General features: G+C 73.1%; 2 protein-coding genes and 1 pseudogene. All 3 read right to left on the reverse strand.

Going from position 1 to position 18,863, the window contains the following annotated elements; translation table 11 throughout:
• Positions 1-41: 41 nt before the first annotated feature.
• The 3 genes and pseudogenes from ACFXKZ_RS14950 to ACFXKZ_RS14960 all read right to left on the reverse strand — a co-directional run bounded on the left by ACFXKZ_RS14950 (position 42) and on the right by ACFXKZ_RS14960 (position 18,856).
• Complete coding sequence (locus tag ACFXKZ_RS14950; RefSeq protein ID WP_380000330.1) at positions 42-2,942, reverse strand: aminotransferase class III-fold pyridoxal phosphate-dependent enzyme; 2,901 nt, start codon at positions 2,940-2,942, stop codon at positions 42-44.
• Between the two features lie 15 nt (positions 2,943-2,957).
• Positions 2,958-12,446 (reverse strand): annotated as a pseudogene (locus ACFXKZ_RS14955) (SDR family NAD(P)-dependent oxidoreductase); the annotation flags it as partial.
• A gap of 59 nt (positions 12,447-12,505) precedes the next feature.
• Positions 12,506-18,856 carry an SDR family NAD(P)-dependent oxidoreductase gene (locus tag ACFXKZ_RS14960; RefSeq protein WP_380000332.1) on the reverse strand — a complete coding sequence of 2,117 codons (6,351 nt, stop codon included), beginning with the start codon at positions 18,854-18,856 and terminating at the stop codon, positions 12,506-12,508.
• Positions 18,857-18,863: the final 7 nt, after the last annotated feature.

An 18,863-nucleotide genomic window follows, 5' to 3' on the forward strand; every position in this document is an offset into this window, starting at 1 on the left:
GACCATCGGCCGATGGTCCGGCGAGCCGTATCCGGCGGTTCTCAGGGGGTGACGGTCTCGAAGCCGTGTCGCCGCGCAAGGTCGATCACGGCCTGCACCCGCTCACCGGTGAGGGCGCCGGCGCCGCTCCGTCCGCCGGCGCCCGCGGGTCCGCCGTCGCCGGACAACGCGAGCGTGATGGCCTCGGCCACGCCCGCGAGCAGCTCACCGGTGTTCGGCGAGATGCCCAGGGCGCGCGGCACTTCGGCCCCGTCGGATACGGAGAGCACGCCGGCGCGTACGTATCGCAGGTCGTCGCGGCCGACCGTCGCGGCGCATTCGGCGCCGGTGCCGAAGAAGGACACGTCGCCGAGCACGGCGCCGTCCGCGAGGTGTTTCCCGTCGAGCACGGGGACCGGGCTCGAATGCGCCGCGAAGACCACCTGGGCCCGGCGCACCGCCGGCAGATCGTCGGTGACCACGACGTACGGGTTCACGTCGTGCGTTTCGGCGAGGTGGGCGGCGATGGCGGCCCCGCTCGGCTCGTCGGCGGCGCGTCCCTGGGCCAGCCAGCCGGTGATCAGCGGCTCCGCGGACAGCGCCGCCGCCAGACCCGTCGACGCGTCGCCGGTGGCGATCCGCGCCCACGCCTCCTGGTAGATCCACTGCTCCGTGGCCCGGAGTCGATCGGCAGAGCCGGATCGGCCGCTGCCCACGAGCACGATCACGGCGGCCTCGCGTGCACTCAGTACGGCGAGTGCCGAGCCGATCCGGCCGCCGGCGCCGACGACCGCCACCGTCGATCCGGCGAACCCGCCCAGCCGCTTTGTCGCGGCGTGTCGGACGGCGGCCAGCGCCGAGCCGACCGCCAGCGCGCTGCCGGCGGTCACCGTGATCCCGGGAACACGCAGCGCGCGACCGTGGCCGGCGACCGCGCCGAGGCCGAATCCGAGGCCGACGGTGTCGCAGCCGTCCGCCTTCGCCGCGCGCACCCGGCGGTCGAGGTCCAGGCCGATCAGGAAGGTCTGCCCGGAGACCTGGTACTCCCGCAACTGCTGCGAGGACACCAGCAGCGGGTAGACGGTGAGGTCCACCGACGTGCCCTGCGGCGAGTCGAAGCGGATCGGCGCGCATGCCGGGAGGTCCTTGAGCAGTTCGGACCGTCGGGAGTAGCCGAGCAGGTGTTCGTCGTCCAGGTCGGCGAGCGAGGGGTCGACCTCCCGCAGCAGGTCCGGGGTCAGCGGGTAGCCGATCAGCGCGACGCGACGATCGGCCGGCTCGGTCGGTGTGGCCTGTACGCCCGACTCGGCCTGCACGGCCGAATCGCCCCGCCGCGGCCGGAAGTCCGCGCTTTCCACGCGCGGCGGCCGGCCGCCGGCGCCGGTCAGCGGGTGCACCAGGGGCAGTGCGTCCTGGTTGCGCAGGATCAGGCAGACCTGGGTGAGGCCGGTCCGCAACCGATCGATCTCCTCGTCGCTGATGTGGATCGAGGGCTCGATCCGCAACATGGTCGGCACGCTGGCCGTGGGGCCGGTGCGGATGCGGTGCACCGCCTGGAGGTAGCTGCCCAGCTGGAAGACGAGCAGCCCGGCCTGTGCCTTGCCCCGGATGATCGCGGACGACGCGTTGCTCTGGTCGGCGAACTCCAGCCCGATCAGCAGCCCGCGTCCGCGCACGTCGGCCACCACGTCGGGAAATTCGGCGGCCAGTTCGCGCAGCATGCCCAGGATGCGCTCGCCGCGCTCGGCGGCCCGTTCGTACGCGGCCCCGCCGTCGGCCTCCAGGAGGTCGAGGGTGCGCAGCGCGAGCGCCGTGGAGAAGCCGTCCTTGGCGAACGTGGAGCTGTGCACCAGCTCGAACTCGGGCCGGTAGCGCGACTGTCGCACGAGGAACGCGGAGGATTTGGCGATGCCGCCGCCGAGCGACTTGCCCAACACGTAGTAGTCGCCCAGCAGTCCGATGTGGCTGCTCGCGAAGAACCGGCCGGTGCGCCCCATCCCGGTCTGGATCTCGTCGACCACGATCGGGCACTCGACCTCGTCGCAGATCCGGCGTACGCGGGCGACGAACTCCTCGGTCAGCTCGTGGATTCCGCCCTCGCCCTGGATCGGCTCGACGATCAGTCCGGCGATCACCGGGAAGGCCCGCTCGACGAGGGTGACCCGGCCGTGCACCACCTCCACGTCGAGCACGGTGACCCGGTGCTCGGCCACGGCCTTCTCGAACGCCGCCGCGTCGTTGGGCGGCACGAAGGTCACCGTCGAGCCGAGTGCCGCGAACGCCGCCCGGAACAGCGGGTTGTAGGTGAACTGGGTGCTGCCCATCAGCTTTCCGTGGAAGGCCCGCTCCAGGGCGAAGAACACCGGGCCGGTACCCGCGCGCGAGAGGTTGTGCGCGGCCATCGCACCGAGCACTCCGGCGAACTCCTCGACGGTGGTGGGCACCGGCACGTCGCCGGGCAGCAGCGACGTGTCGTCGGGTAGCGCCGCACTTCCGTCGCTCACCGCGCGAAGCGCGACGTCGGCGTGCCACTCGATCTCCTGGACCAGGCTCTGTATCCGCAACACCCGGTCGAACTCACAGTGTTTGACCGCCGCTTCGACCGCCTCCGCACCGCTGTTCGCGAAGCCGATCGAATACGGCTCGGCGCCGGGGAATTCGCGGCCCAGGATGCCGTTGAGCACCGCGCCGACCTGGTCGGCGACCGGGTGCGCGGAGTGCTGGGAGTGCACCGGCCAACCGGTGTCCAGGAGTTCCTTCGCGTACGCCACGATCTCCGGATGGTTGTGCCCGAGCATCAGCGAGCCCCAGCCCCCGATCAGGTCGAGCACGGGCACCTCGGTGCCGGTGTCGTCCAGGTGGTACAGCGAGTTGCGCTCTGCCCGGACGTACTGGACGTCCAGACCGAAGGTGCCGAGCATTCCGGTCAGCAGGGCCTCGGCGTAGCGGGTGGGTGCGTTCACCGTGTCTCCTTGTGGTCAGCGTTGCGGGTTGGCGGCGGAGCGGCCCAGTTCCCGGTCGATGAAGTCGAAGATCTCGTTCTCGGTCGCGGTCTCGATCGCGGTGGCCGGGTCGATCACGCCGCCGGGGGCGTGTGCACGGGCGTCGGCCCGGGCCCTGTTCCAGCGGGCGAGGATGGTGTTCAGGCGGGCGGCGATCTCGGTGTGCCCGGCGTCCTCGTCGTCCGTCGGCTCGACCGGCACGGCCATCAACACCGCCTCCAGGCGGTCCAGTTCGGCCAATGCCGCGCGGTGGTCCGCTCCGTCGGTGACGGCGAGCCGTTCGAGGAGGTGGTCCACGAGTACGCCCGGTGAGGCGTAGTCGAAGACCAGCGTGGTCGGCAGCGACAGGCCGGTGCGCTCCCCCAGCCGGTTGCGGAACTGCACGGCGGACAACGAGTCGAAGCCGGAGTCCCGGAAGGACACCTCCCACTGCAATCGGTCCGGCGCCGCGTGACCGAGCACGGCCGCGGCCTCGGTGCGCACCAGGTCCCGCAGGAACGCCGCGGCCTCGGCCCGGCTCATCGCGGCGAACCGGTCGGCCGGCGGCTCGGTGCTCGCCGTCCGGCGCTCGTCGTGCGGCACCAGGTGCCGCAACACCGCCGGGACCTGCGCACCGTCGCGGCGCAGCGCGGGAAGGTCGAGTGGGGCGGGGGCGAGCACGGTGTGCCCGTCGGCGAGCGCGGCGTCGAACAGCGCGCACGCCTCGTCCTCACCGATCACCCGCAGGCCGGATTGCGCGCTCGCCACCATCCGGCCCCACGCGAGCGACACGGCGGGCAGTCCGGCGGCCCGGCGGCGGGTCGCCAGCGCGTCCAGGTAGGCGTTCGCCGAGGCGAAGTTGGCCTGACCCGGGCTGCCGAGCATGCCGACCACCGACGAGCACAGCACGAACAGCGCGGGCGGGGCGTCCACGGTCAGCTCGTGCAGATGCCGGGCGCCGTCCACCTTGGGCCGCGACACAGCCGCCACGCGCGCCGGGGTCAGCGCGGTGAACACGCCGTCGTCCAGCACGTTTTCGGTGTGCACGATCCCGGTCAGCGGGTGCGCGGCCGGGATGTCCGCGAGCATCGTGCGGACCGCCTCGCGGTCGGCCGGGTCGCAGGCGACCACGGTGGCCGCGGCGCCGAGCTTGGCCAGTTCGTCCCGCAGTCGGCCGGCGGGCGAATCGGGGCCGTTCGGGTCGGCGAGCACCAGGTGTTCCACCCCGTACGCGGTGACCAGGTGTCGGGCGAACAGCGCGCCCAGCGGCCCGCCGGCGCCGGTCACCAGCACGGTGCCGCCCGCCACCGGTGTCGGCGGGACCACATCCGGCAGGGGCGCCGACGGCACCAGGCGCGGGGTGAGCAACCGCCCGGCGCGCACCGCGAGTTGGGGTTCCCCGGTCTGGGCCGCCACGAACAGCAGGTCGGTCGAGGCCGGGTCGTCGTCCAGGTCGACCAGCACGATCCGATCCGGGTGCTCCGCCTGGGCCGAGCGCAGCAGGCCCCACACGGCGGCGCCGGCCGGGTCGGGCACGCCCTCCCCGGCCTCGACGGCCATCGCGCCCCGGGTCACCACGATCAGGCGGTTGTCCGGCAGGTTCTCCCGGGCCAGCCACGCCTGCGCCACGTCGAGCGCCCGGGCCACCGCACGGTGCACCTCGGCCGGGCCGTCGACGGCGGGATCCTCCGGGGTCGACGGCTGCACCAGCAGTACGTCCCACGGGGTGAACGCCGTCGCGGCCTCCTCGACGTCGCCGAAGCGCAGCGGCGCCATCGCGGCCAGGCCGGCGGGGTCGTCGCCGAGCAGGGCGAGCAGGCTCTCCGGCTCGTCGTCCGCCGGCACCGCGACCGGGGTCCAGCGCAGTTCGAACAGCGAGGCGGTGCCGGCGTCGGTGCCCTCGGCGGGTTCGGGCACGGCCGGCCAGTACCGCTCGTGCCGGAACGGGTAGGTGGGCAAGGCGATGCGGCGCGCGCCGGTGCCGGCGAACACGGCCGACCAGTCGACGGGCGCGCCGGCCACGAACAGTTCGCCGATCCCGTCGAGCACGGCGCGCACCTGCGGCCGATCGTCCGGGAGCAGCGCCACCGAGCGCCGGAACACCCTTCCGGCGCCGCCCGATTCGACGAGGCGGGTCACGCGCTGCTCGGCCATCCACCGCTCGGCGGCGGCGGCGCCCTCGGTTCCGGGCGCTCCCGGCGCGTCATCGGCGGCCGGCGGCATGCCGGTGCGCAACGACACCACCGGGATGCGCGGCTCCCCGAAGGTCACCTCGGCCCGTCGCCCGTCGGCCCGTTGCCCATCGACCAACAACCGGCGCACGTCGGTCGTCGAGAGCGCCCCGGCGACGTACGCCGCGGCAAGCTCGCCGACGCCGGTCCCGGCGACGCAGCCGAAGCTCATGCCCCAGGACTCGACCAGGCGGAACAGCGCCACCTCGGCGGCGAACCGGTCCTCACCCTCGACCTCGGCGAGCGCGGCGTCGAACGCCCGGGCGTACACCGGCCATGTCTCGTACAGGTCCCGATCCGGACCGGGCGCGGGGCGGTCGGTGAAGAGGTACGCCGTGCGCCCGTCCGCGGCGGCGGGCACGTCCCGCCCGGGCTCAAGCTCGTTTTCGTGCCGGGGCTCGGCGATCGCCCGCAGTCCGGCCCGTGCCTCCGCGACCTCCCCGACCACGAGCACCGCGCGGTACTCGAACCCGGACCGGGCCGCCAGCGAGAAGCCGACGTCGAGCGGACTCGGCGCGGCGTCGTCGGTGTCATCCGTGGCGTGCAACAGCGACGACAGCCGATCGGCCAGCGCCCGCAGCGCCTGCGGCGACTTGGCCGACAACACCCACGGCACCGCCGGCAGGGACACCCCGGCCTCCGCCGGGGCCGGTTCCTCGGGGGCCTGCTCCAGCACGACATGCGCGTTCGTACCGCTCATCCCGAACGCCGACACCGCGGCCCGACGCGGTCCGTCCACGTCCGGCCACGGGCGCGCCTCGGTCAACAAGCGCATCGCCCCGGACGACCAGTCCACCGCCGACGTCGGCTCGTCCACGTGCAGCGTCTTCGGCATCAGGCCATCGCGCATGGCCAGGATCGCCTTGATCAACCCACCGGCTCCGGCGGCGTGTTGGGTGTGCCCGATGTTGGATTTGACCGAACCCAGCCACAGGGGCCGATCCGCCGGCCGGTCCCGGCCGTAGGTGGCCAACAGGGCCTGAGCCTCGATCGGGTCACCGAGCCTGGTACCCGTCCCGTGAGCCTCCAACAGGTCCACGTCGGACCCGGCGAGGCCGGCGTTCGCCAACGCCTGCCGAATCACCCGCTGTTGCGACGGACCGTTGGGCGCGGTCAGGCCGTTGGACGCGCCGTCGGAGTTCACCGCGCTGCCCCGGATCAGCGCGAGCACCGGGTGCCCGTTGCGGCGGGCGTCGGACAGGCGTTCCAGGACGAACATGCCCACGCCCTCGGACCATCCGGTGCCGTCGGCGGACTCGGCGAACGCCTTGGCCCGGCCGTCGGGGGACAACGTGCGCTGCCGGGAGAACTCGATGAAGCCGATGGGCTGCGCCATCACCGTCGCACCGCCCGCCAGGGCGAGTGCACACTCGCCGCTGCGCACCGCGTTGGCGGCGAGGTGCAGGGAAACCAACACCGACGAGCACGCCGTGTCGATCGACATCGTCGGGCCCTCCAGGCCCAGGACGTAGGAGATTCGGCCGGATCCGAAGGACGTGGTCGAGCCGGTCAGCCGATACCCTTCGACGCCCTCCTCGACCGTCCCGGCGCCCGCCTCGTACTGCTGTGCGGTCAGGCCGGTGTAGACACCCGTACCGCTGCCGCGCAACGACTGCGGGTCGATGCCGCCGCTTTCCAAGGCCTCCCAGGAGGTCTCCAGCAACAACCGCTGCTGCGGGTCCATCGCCAGCGCCTCGCGCGGCGAGATGCCGAAGAAGCCGGCGTCGAACCCGGCGGGTTCGTCGATGAATCCGCCGGCGCGCGGATAGAACGTGCCGGGCTTGTCCGGATCCGGATCCCACAACCGTGCGACGTCCCAACCCCGATCATCCGGTATGTCCGACATCGCGTCCACGCCGTCCACGACCAGCCGCCACAACTCCTCGGGCGTGCCGGCCCCGCCGGGGAAGCGGCACGCCATGCCGACGATTGCGATCGGTTCGTCCGCGCCGCCGGGCCCGGGAACCGACGCGGCGACGGCCGTGGTCGCAGCGGGCACATCGCCGCTCAGCTCGGACACCACGTGCTCCGCGAGCGTCGCGACCGTCGGATAGTCGAACACCACCCCGGGCGACAGGCGCAGTCCCGTGGTCGCGGACAGCCGGTTGCGCAACTCGACGGCGGTCAGCGAGTCGAAGCCCAGGTCCCGGAACGGCACGCTCTCGCCGACCCGTTCGCCCGCGCCGAACCCGAGCACCGCGGCCACCTCGGTCCGGACCAGGTCGGCGACCTGCTCCTGCCGCTCCCGGAGCGGCAATGCCACCAGCCGTTCGGCCAGGGCCCGTTGGTCGGCCGCGCCCGGCCGCACCACCCGGCGTGCCGGACGCCCGACCAGGCTCCGCAACATCGACACGATCGGCGCCGACCCGGCCCGCAACGTGCGCAGGTCGAATCGGGCGGGCAGGGTCACCGGACGGTTCGCCGCCAGGGCCCGGTCGAACAACGCCCGCCCGGTCTCCGGCGTGATCGCCCGCAGGCCGCTCCGTCGCACCTGGTCGGCGTCGCCGGCCTGCATGCCGCCCTCGGTGTCCCACAACCCCCAGCCCAGCGAGACCGCGGGCAGATCGTGGGCCCGGCGGTGGTGCGCGAGCGCGTCGAGAAAGTGGTTGGCCGCCGAGTAGTTGGCCTGTCCGGCGTTGCCCAGCGTGCCGGCCAGCGAGGAGAACAGCACGAACATCGTCAGCGGGTGCTCGCGGGTCAGCTCGTGCAGGTACCACGCGGCGTCGACCTTGGGCCGAAGCACCGCGTCGACACGCTCGGGGGTGAGGGCGGTGAGGATGCCGTCGTCGATCACGCCGGCGGTGTGCACGACACCGGTGAGCGGGTGTTCGGCGGGGATGGTGTCGAGGATCGCCGCGAGTGCGTCCCGGTCGGCCACGTCACACGCGGCGATCCGTACGGTGGCCCCGAGTTCGGTGAGCGCCTCGACCAACTCGCCCGCGCCCGGGGCGGCTTGCCCCCGGCGGCTGGTGAGGACCAGGTGCCGGACGCCGTACTCGGTGACCAGGTGCCGGGCGAACAACGCGCCCAGCGCGCCGGTCCCACCGGTCACCAGGACGGTGCCGTCGGGCGCGGGCACCGGCCGGGACCCGTCCGCCGGCGCGGGCTGCGGCACCAGGCGGGGTACCGTCACCGCGCCGGCGCGCAGCGCGACCTCGTCGTGGCCGGCCGCCAACACGGCGGGCAGGGCCGCGAGCGAGGCCGGGTCGTCGTCGACGTCCACCAGCAAGATCCGGTCGGGATGTTCCGCCCGCGCGGACCGCAACAGGCCCCACACTGCGGCGCCCATCAGGTCCGGCGCGGCATCGGTCGCCACCGCACCCCGGGTGACCACGACCAAGCGGCTCGACAGGAACGCGTCGTCGGCCGACCATTCCCGGAGGAAACCCAAGACTCGGACCGTCGTGTCGTGCACCGACGCGACGACGTCGCCTTCGCCTTCGCCTTCGCCGTCGCCGTCGCCGTCGCCCGAGGGTGCGGTGTACGCGGCGACCACCACGTCGGCCCCGGCCGCCTCCCGCAACGTCTCGTGGCGCTCGACGGGCAGTGCGTCCTCGATGACGCCGTCGGCCGCACCGAGCAGAACCCAGCGCCCGGTCGGCTCCGTCGGGGTCGGCTCGACCGGAACCCATTCCACCTCGAAGAGGGAGCCGGCGGTCTCGTTCCGCGCGGCCGACCGGTCGGTCGACACCGGACGGGCCTCGACCGAGCGCACCTCGGCGACCGGTTGTCCGGCCTGGTCGGCGAGTTGCACGCGGCACGACGTCCCCTCGGTCGGGTCGTCGATCAGGACCCGTACCCGCAACGCGGTCGCGCCCGTGGCGTAGAGGCTGATCCCGTTCCACACGAACGGCAACAGGAGCGTGAAGTCCTCACCCGCGTCGGCGATCGCGGCCACGACCCGGGGATGGATCGCCGCGTCGAACAGGGCGGGATGGATCCCGAACCCGGCCGTTTCGGCGTGTTCCGGCAGCGCGACCTCGGCGAAGAACTCGGCCCCGGCGCTCCCGTCGCGGCGCCACAGCGTGTGCAGCCCGCGGAACAGCGGGCCGTAGACGTAGCCGTGCTCCGCGAGCCGCTCGTAGAACCCGTCCACCGGCACGGGTCGAGCCCCGGTCGGCGGCCATTCACTCAACTCGAAGTCCGGCTCGGGCGCCGTGGCGGCCAGCAGGCCGATGGCGTGGCAGGTCCATTCCTCGCCGGACGCGTCCTCCGGGCAGGAGTGGATCGCGAACGGCCGCTCCCCGCCGTCCCGCGCCTCGTTCACCACGAGTTGCACCCGCACTCCACCCGACTCGGGGAGGGTCAGCGGCGCGGTGACCACCATCTCGGCCACGCCGGCGCAGCCGACCTCGTCCCCGGCCCGGATCGCCATGTCGAGCAACGCGGTTCCGGGCACCAACGCCCGTCCGCCCAGCTCGTGTTCGGCGACCCAGGGATGCGTCCGTACGGACAGCCGCCCGGTGAACACCACCTCGTCGGCACCGGCGACCCGCACCACGGCTTCCAACATCGCATGGCCGGCGGCCACCTGCCCGGCCGACACGACGTCGCCCGAGGACGACTCCGGCAGCCAGTAGTGGCGCTGTTGGAAGGGGTAGGTGGGGAGGTCGACGAGGGTGGCGTCGGTGTCGGCGAACAGGTGTCGCCAGTCGACGGTGAGGCCGTGGGTGTGCAGGTGCGCGAGTGCGGTGAGCGCGGTACGGGTCTGGGGGCGGTCGCGGTGTTGGAAGGCGACAAACCTCGCGTCGGGTGCGGTCTCCGGGCCCAGCGCGGTGAGTACGCCGTCGGGGCCGACCTCCAGGAACCGCGTGACGCCCCGCTCCCGCAGACGGGCGATGTGCTCCGCGAAGCGCACCGGCTCGCGGACGTGGTCGACCCAATACCGCGCCGAGCGCACATCGGCGGGGTCGGCGGCCATCGGAATCAACGGCTCGGCCAACTCCACACCGTCCAGGACCGTGGCGAACGCGTCGAGGACGGGGTCCATCAGGGGCGAGTGGAAGGCGTGGCTCACGGTGAGCCGGTTCGTCTTGTGGCCGCGCTCGCGCAGAGCGTCCGCGACCGCGAGGACGACGTCCTCGGCGCCGGAGATCACCACCGACGTCGGCCCGTTGACCGCCGCGATCCCGGCCCGGTCCTCATGCCCGCGCAGCAGTTCGCGCACCTCGGCCTCGCCGGCCCGCACCGCGACCATCGCCCCGCCGGCCGGCAACGCCTGCATCAACCGGCCCCGCGCCGCCACGACCGCACAGGCGTCGGCCATATCGAGCACCCCGGCAACATGCGCGGCGGCCAATTCGCCGATCGAGTGCCCGGTTACGAAGTCGGGTCGTACACCCCACGATTCCAGCAGCCGGAACATCGCCACCTCGACCGCGAACAACGCCGGCTGCGTCCACCCGGTCCGGTCCAATCCCTCGCCGTCCCCGAACACGACGTCTCGCAACGACCCGGACAACAGCGTGTCGAAGTGACCACAAACCTCGTCGAACGCCGCCGCGAACACCGGGAAGGTCTCGTACAACTCCCGTCCCATGCCCATGCGCTGCGCGCCCTGACCGGTGAACAGGAATGCCGTGAGTCCCTCGGCGGCGACCCCGGACACCAAGCTCGGGGCCGACTCACCCGCAGCCAACGCCCGCAAACCGGCCGTGAGTTCATCCGCGTCAGCCGCCAGCACCACCCCACGGTGCTCGAACGTCGACCGCGACACCGCCGCCGACAAACCCGCATCCGCCGGCGACGCGCCGCCCGCGACCACGGGCACCAGCCGCTCCGCCTGTGCCCGCAACGCCGCGGCCGACCGCGCCGACACCACCACCGGAACCACCGGCAACGCCGTCCCCGGTGCCTCGGCCGGGTCGGTCGCCGCCACCGGCTCGTCCACTGGGGCCTGTTCGAGAATCACGTGCGCGTTGGTCCCGCTGATCCCGAACGACGACACCGCCGACCGCCTCGGCCGACCCGTCGTCGGCCACGGCCGGGACTCGGTCACCACCTCGACCGTCCCGGCGGACCAGTCCACCGCGGGTGTCGGCTCGTCCACGTGCAGTGTCTTGGGCACCACCCCGTCCCGCATGGCCATGACCATCTTGATCACCCCGGCCACGCCCGCCGCGGCCTGGGTGTGGCCGATGTTCGACTTCACCGAGCCCAGCAGCAACGCCTGTTCGTCGGAGCCCGGCGTACGTGCCCGTCCGTACGTGGCCAGCAGCGCGTCCGCCTCGATCGGGTCGCCCAGCCGTGTTCCCGTGCCATGCCCCTCCACCACATCCACTTCGGCGGGGGACAGACCGGCGTTGGCCAGTGCCTGCCGGATCACCCGCTGCTGGGACGGCCCGTTCGGCGCGGTCAGGCCGTTGGACGCACCGTCGGAGTTCACCGCACTGCCCCGCACCAGCGCCAATACCGGCAACCCGCGCCGTCGCGCCTCGGACAGTCGGGCCAGGACCAACACCCCGACGCCCTCGGAGAATCCGGTGCCGTCCGCCCCCGCGGCGAACGCCTTGCAGCGGCCGTCCGGCGCCAACCCGCGCTGTCGGGAGAACTCCACGAACACGCTCGGCCCGGACATCACGGTGGCGCCGCCCGCCAGCGCGAGGTCGCACTCCCCGCTGCGCAGCGACTGCTCCGCCAGGTGCATCGACACCAGCGACGACGAGCACGCCGTGTCCAGCGTCACCGCCGGTCCCAACAAGCCGAGCACATAGGCGATCCGGCCCGACGCGACGCTGGTGGTGCCGCCGGTGAGGACGAAGCCCTCCAGGTCCTCGGGCGTCTCTCCCGCGCGCGGCATGTACTCCTGCGGGATCACCCCGACGAAGACGCCGGTGGAGCTGCCCCGCATCGACGCCGGGTCGATGCGGGCGCTCTCCAACGCCTCCCACGAGGTTTCCAACAACACCCGCTGCTGCGGGTCCATCGCCGCCGCCTCACGCGGTGAGATCCCGAAGAACTCGGCATCGAACCGCCCCGCGCCGGCCAGGAAGCCGCCCCGGGTGAGGTAGGTGGTTCCGGGTGTGTCGGGGTCGGGGTCCGACAGCCGATCGAGATCCCACCCTCGGTCGCTCGGGAAATCCGTGAGGGCTTCCCCACCGCCACGGATCAGTTCCCACAGCTCCTCGGGCGCGTTGGCGGCACCGGGGAACCGGGCCGCCATGCCGACGATCGCGATCGGCTCCCGGGCGGCGGCCTCGGCGTCGCGCAGCTCCCGCTGGGCGCGCTGGAGGTCCGTCGTGACGCGCCTCAGATACTCGCGCAGCTTCTGCTCGTTGGACATCCCGGGCAGCCCCCTTCCGTACGGACGCGAAGTCATGCGATGTCGAGTTCGCCGTCGATGAAGTCGAAGAGTTCGTCGTCGGAGGCGGCGGTGAAGTCCCTGTCCTCGCCGCCTCCGTCGGTCGGTGCGGCGAGTCGGCGCAGCACCTCCTGGAGTCCCTTGGCAAGCAGGTCGCGTTCCTCGTCGTCGAGATCCGCCACGGCGAGTCGATCGAGTTCCGTGACGACGGACCGCACCCCGGTCTCCTCGGCGGGCACGAGCAGTTCGTCCAGGAAGCCGGCCAGTTCGACCGGCGTCGGGTGGTCGAACACGACCGTCGGGGGCAGGCGCAGGCCCGTGCCGTTGCCCAGTCGGTTGCGCAGTTCCACCGCCGTCAGCGAGTCGAACCCGAGTTCCTTGAACGCGCTGTCCGCGTCGACCGCGGCGGCCGTGTCGTGCCCGAGCACGAGCGCCGCGGACTCCCGAACCAGTTCGAGCAGTTCCCGGCGGCGTTGGCGTTCGGGCAGTTCGAGGAGCCGGTCCGCGCGCGAGGTGTCGGCCGCCCGGGCCGCGACGCGGCGCCGGGTCGGGCCGCTCGGGTCCAGGGCCGACAACACGTCGGGCCACGGTCGGCCGCTCTTGCGCAGGCCGGCCACGTCGATCGGTACCGCCACCGCGACCGGGCGGCGCAGGGCGAGGGCGGCGTCGAACAGGGCCGCGCCCTGCTCGTCGGTGATCGCGCCCAGCCCCATCCGGGACAGCCGGTCCCGGTCGGTGTCACTCATGTGGCCCGTCATCGCGCTTTCCCGGGCCCACAGGCCCCACGCAATCGACAACCCCGGCAGGCCGAGCCCGCGCCGATGTTCCGCGAGGCCGTCGAGGAAGGCGTTGGCCGCGGCGTATCCGCCCTGGCCCGCGTTGCCCAGCACGCCGGCGGCCGAGGAGAACAGCACGAACAGGGACAGGTCGTGATCCCGGGTCAGCTCGTGCAGATCCCATGCCGAGCGGGCCTTGGCCCGCAGTACGGCGTCGAGGTCGTCGCGGGTCAGCGCCTCCAGAACGCCGTCGGAGAGCACCCCGGCGGCATGTACCACCCCGGTCAGTCGATGCGTCGAGCCGATCAGCTCGGCAAGGGACTTGCGGTCGGTGACGTCGCACGCCACCACGTCCACGTCGGCGCCCGCCGCGCGCAGGTCCTCGACCAACGCGCCCGCGCCCTCCGCGGCCGGGCCGCGGCGGCTCGTCAACAGCAGTCGCCGTACGCCGTGTTCGGCGACCAGGTGCCGGGCGATCACCCCGCCGAGCACACCTGTCCCGCCGGTGATCAGCACCGTGCCGTCGGGGTCGAGCGGTGCGGGTACGGTCAGCACGATCTTGCCCACGTGTCGGGCCTGGCGGAGGTACCGGAACGCCTCCGGGGCCCGCTGTACCTCGAACGTGGTCAGCGGCATCGGTCGCAGCGCGCCCTCGTCGAACAGGACGCGGATCGCCTCCAGCATCTCGCCGAGGCGGTCGAAGCCGGCCTCCATCACATCGAACGCCCGGTAACGCACCCCGGGATGCGTCTTCGCGATCTCCTCGGGGTCGCGGATGTCGGTCTTGCCCATCTCCACGAAGCGTCCGCCGCTCGACAGCAGGGCCAGCGACTCCTCGACGTGCTCGTGGGCCAACGCGTTGAGCACGACATCCACGCCGCGGCCACCGGTGGTCCGGCCGAACCGCTCGGCGTAGCCGAGGCTGCGCGAGTCGGCGAGGTGGTCGTCGTCGAAGCCCCACGCGTGCAGCATGTCGCGTTTGCCGGCGCTCGCGGTGCCGAACACCTCGGCGCCCCAGTGTCGGGCCAGTTGCAGGGCCGCAAAGCCCACCCCGCCGGTCGCGGCGTGCAGCAGCAGCGATTCGCCGGATCGCAGCCCGGCCAGGTCCGCGAGGCCGTAGTAGGCGGTGAGATACACCACGGGGACCCCGGCGGCCTGCGCGAACGACAGATGTTTCGGCATCGGCACGACCAGCCGGTGATCCGAGATGCCGACCGTACCCAGACCGCTGGTGAACAAGCCCATCACCCGGTCCCCCGGGGCCAGTCCGGTGACATCCGCACCGACCTCCAGGACGACTCCGGCGCCCTCGCCCAGCGAGGACCACTCGTCCCGCGCCACCATGCCCAGTTCGAGGAGCACGGCCTTGAAGTTCAGCCCGCCCGCCCGCAGCGCGACCCGCACCTCGCCGGCCGCCAACGGACGCAGCACTTCGGGACACGCGGCGAGCGACAACCCGTCGAGATCGCCGCGATGGGTCGGGGCCAGCCGCCACGGCCGATCCTTCGGCTCGGGCAGGGCGGGCGACGCGGACGCGCGGACCAGGCGCGGGACCGCGCCGATCCCGGCGCGGATCACCAGTTCGGGGTGGTCGACGGCCATCGCGGCGGGCAGTGCGTGCCGGGTGCGCAGGTGGTCGTCGACGTCGATGTGCCGGAGTCGGCGCGGGTGTTCGCTCCGGGCGGTGCGAAGCAGGCCGGCCACGGCGCGGTGTGCGGGCTCGTCCGCGCGGGTGAGCACGACGAGCGGGACGCCGGCGAGGTCCGCGTCGGCGAGCCAGTCCCGGACCACCTCCAGCGTCCGGGCGACGACGTCCTCCAGCTCGCCGCTCGGGCAGGTCCACAGCGCGGCCGGTGCGGAAGACGGAGGGATCGGACGGTCGTGGCCTGCCGGCGAGAGGGTGAACCACGGGTGCTCGGGGGACGCTTCGGGGAGGTCGATCGGCACGAGGTCGACGCCGAACAGCGCCGACGCGTCCACCCGGGCCCGACCGAACGTGCCCGCGTCCACCGGGCGCAGCGACAACTGGCCCACCGAAGCGACCGGTTGCCCCGCCTCGTCGGTGACGAGTACGGCGATCGTGTCCGGCCCGGCCGGGGACAGGCGTACCCGGACGGTCCGGGCGCCGCTCGCGTACACGTGTACGTCGGTCCAGCCGAACGGCAGGCGCAGGTCGTCGGCCTCGGCGAGACCGACCGCGTGCAGCGACGCGTCCAACAGGGCGGGGTGCACCCCGAAACCGGAGACGTCCAGCTCGTCGGGCAGCGCGACCGCTGCGTGGATCACGTCGCCGTCGCGCCACGCCGCCCGCACGCCGCGAAAGGCCGGGCCGTAGGCGTAGCCGCGCTCGGCCAGGTCCTCGTAAAGCCCGTCCACCGGCACGGCCACCGCCCCCGGCGGCGGCCAGGAGGTCGATTCGCCGACCGCCGGTGGCTCCTCGGCGGTCAGCACACCCTGTGCGTGCCGGGTCCACTCGTCGCGCCCGCTCGGGCTGGTGTACACCGCCACCGGCCGACCGGCGTCGACCTCCGGGCCGATCAGCACCTGGAGATCGAGGTCGGTGTCGACGACCACCGGTGCCTGCATGGTCAGTTCGGCCAGATGCGCGCGGCCGACCCGGTCGCCGGCCTGGAGGGCGAGTTCGACCAGCGCCGCGCCGGGCAGCAGCACCGATGCGCCGATCCCGTGGTCGGCCAGCCACGGTTGCGCGGTACGGGACAACCGGCCGGTGAGGACCAGCGTCTGCGCGTCGGCGGTGCGCAGCGCCGCGCCCAGCATCGGGTGGTCGGCGCGGTGCAGGCCGAGGGCGGTGATGTCGCCGATCGCGGCGGGCTCTTCGAGCCAGTAGCACCGGCGTTGGAATGGGTAGGTCGGCAACTCCAGGTTGGTCGCCGGTAGTTGCCAGTCGACCTCGATGCCGTGGACATACGCCCTGGCCAGTCCGGCGGCGAAGCGCGTCGACCCGCCCTCGTCCCGGCGCAGCGACTCCAGGACGACCGTGTCGGGTGTTTCGGCTTCCTCGATCGTCTCGCCGATCGCGGTGGTCAGCACGGGGTGTGCGCTGACCTCGACGAACACTCGGTGTCCCCGGTCGAGCAACGCCCGGGTCCCGGCGGCGAAGCCGACGGTGTGGCGCAGATTGCGGAACCAGTACTCGGCGTCCAGTTCCGGGCCGGCCAGGATCTCGTTGGTGACCGTGGAGTGGAACGGGACTCGGGTCGGGCGGGGTCGGATGCCGGCGAGCGTGCCGAGGATGTCATCTCGCAGGGCCTCGACGTGCACCGAATGGGAGGCGTAGTCCACCGGGATGAGCCGCGCCCGGATCCCGTCGGCCTCGCAGGACTCGACGAGGTTGGTCAGGGCGGCGGGGGTACCCGAGACGACCGTACTGCCGGGTCCGTTGATCGCGGCGATCTCGACCGCTCCGGCGTAGCGCTCGATCCGGTGCGCGGTGTCGGCCGTGGCGAGTTGCACGGAGGCCATGCCGCCGGTACCGGCCAGGCGCACGATGGCCTTGCTGCGGGCGGCGACGACGGTGGCCGAGTCGGCGAGGGAGAGAGCGCCGGCGACGTACGCGGCGGCGATCTCGCCCTGGGAGTGGCCCAGTACCGCATCGGGAGCGAGGCCGTGGCTTTCCCACAGCGCGGCGATCGAGATCATCACCGCCCACAGCGCCGGCTGCACCACGTCGACGCGGTCGAGCGGTCCGGCGAGCGCATCGAGGAGTAGCCAGTCGACGTGCGGTTCGAGGGCGTCGGCGCAGCGGTCCAATTGCGCGCGGAACACCGGGGATTCGCGGTACAGGTCGAGGGCCATGCCGGACCATTGCGAGCCCTGGCCGGGGAAGACGAACACGGTTTTCCCGCGCGGGCGGGCGGTGCCGAGGAGGACGTCCGGGGACGGCCGGCCCTCGGCGAGGGCGCGCAGTCCCGCCGCCGGGTCGGTGCCGAGCACGGCCGCGCGGTGCGACAGTCGTGGGGCCCGGGTGGCCAGGGCGGCGGCCACGGGGGCGGCCGGGTCGGCTGCCGTGAACTCGTGCAGTTGGCGCGCCCGAGCGGCGAGCGCCGGGGCCGAGGCGGCGGACAGCAGCAGCGGCACCACGGGGGGCTCGGACTCCGGCTCCGGCTCCGGCTCCAAGCCCCGTTCCGGACCCGGTTCCAACACCGACTCCGAGTCCGGCTCCGGCTCCGCCGGCGTCGGGGCCTCCTCGATGATCACGTGTGCATTGGTTCCGCTGATCCCGAAGGCCGATACCGCCGCCCGACGGGCCCGGCCCGTCTCGGGCCAGGCGCGCGCCGCGGTCAGCAGTTCGACCGCGCCCGACGCCCAGTCCACGGCGGGGGTCGGCTCGTCCACGTGCAGCGTTTTGGGCAGCAGACCGTGTCGCAGCGCCTGCACCATCTTGATCACGCCACCGACGCCGGCCGCGGCCTGGGTGTGGCCGATGTTGGATTTCAGCGAGCCCAGCCACAGCGGCCGGTCCTCGGGACGTTCCCGGCCATAGGTCGCCAGCAGGGCCTGTGCCTCGATCGGGTCGCCCAGTCGGGTGCCGGTGCCGTGCGCGTCCACCACGTCGACGTCGGCGGCGGTCAGGCCCGCGTCGGCCAGTGCCTGGCGGATGACCCGCTGCTGGGACGGGCCGTTCGGCGCGGTCAGGCCGTTGGAGGCGCCGTCGGAGTTGACCGCACTCCCCCGGATCACCGCGTGCACGGGGTATCCCAGCCGCCGGGCATCGGACAGCCGGGCCAGGACCACCATGCCCACGCCCTCGGACCACCCCGTGCCGTCCGCCGTGGCCGCGAACGCCTTGCAGCGGCCATCCTCGGCCAGCCCCCGCTGCCGGGAGAAGTCGACGAAGGTGTCCAGCGTCGCCATCACCGAGGCGCCGCCGACCAGTGCCAGCGAGCATTCGCCCTTGCGCAATGCCCGACTCGCCAGGTGCATCGACACCAGTGACGACGAGCACGCCGTGTCGACGGTCAGGGCCGGACCCTCCAGGCCGAGCAGGTACGCGATCCGCCCGGAGGCGACGCTGGCCGCGCTGCCGGTCCCACCGAAGCCGTCGCCGCCCTGACCGGCCTCCTCCGCACCGAGCCCGTACCGCTGTCCGCCGTGGCCCATCAGACCGACGAACACCCCGGTGTCGCTGCCCCGCAACGTCTGCGGGTCCGTCCCGGTGCGTTCCAGTGCCTCCCACGCGGTCTCCAGGAGCAGCCGCTGCTGCGGGTCCATGGCCAACGCCTCGCGCGGCGAGATCCCGAAGAAGTCGGCGTCGAACTCGGCGGCGTCGTACAGGAATCCCCCGCCGCGCGCGTAGTAGCTGCCCGGCACACCGGGGTTGGGGTCGTAGCGGCCGTCGACGTCCCAGCCGCGGTCGGTCGGGAACGCGTCGATCGCGTCCCGCCCTTCGGCCACCAACTCCCAGAGTCCGTCGGGTGATTCGACCCCGCCGGGGAAGCGGCAGGCCATGCCGACGATGGCGATCGGCTCGGCGGCGGCCTGCTCCAGTTCCCGCAACCGTTCGCGGGTGTCCTGGAGCTCGCCGACCGCCTGCTTGAGGTAGTTCCGTAGCCTGCCTTCGTTCTCCATGGTCTCG

The sequence above is a fragment of the Embleya sp. NPDC059237 genome, from assembly GCF_042754105.1.
Lineage (GTDB): Bacteria > Actinomycetota > Actinomycetes > Streptomycetales > Streptomycetaceae > Embleya.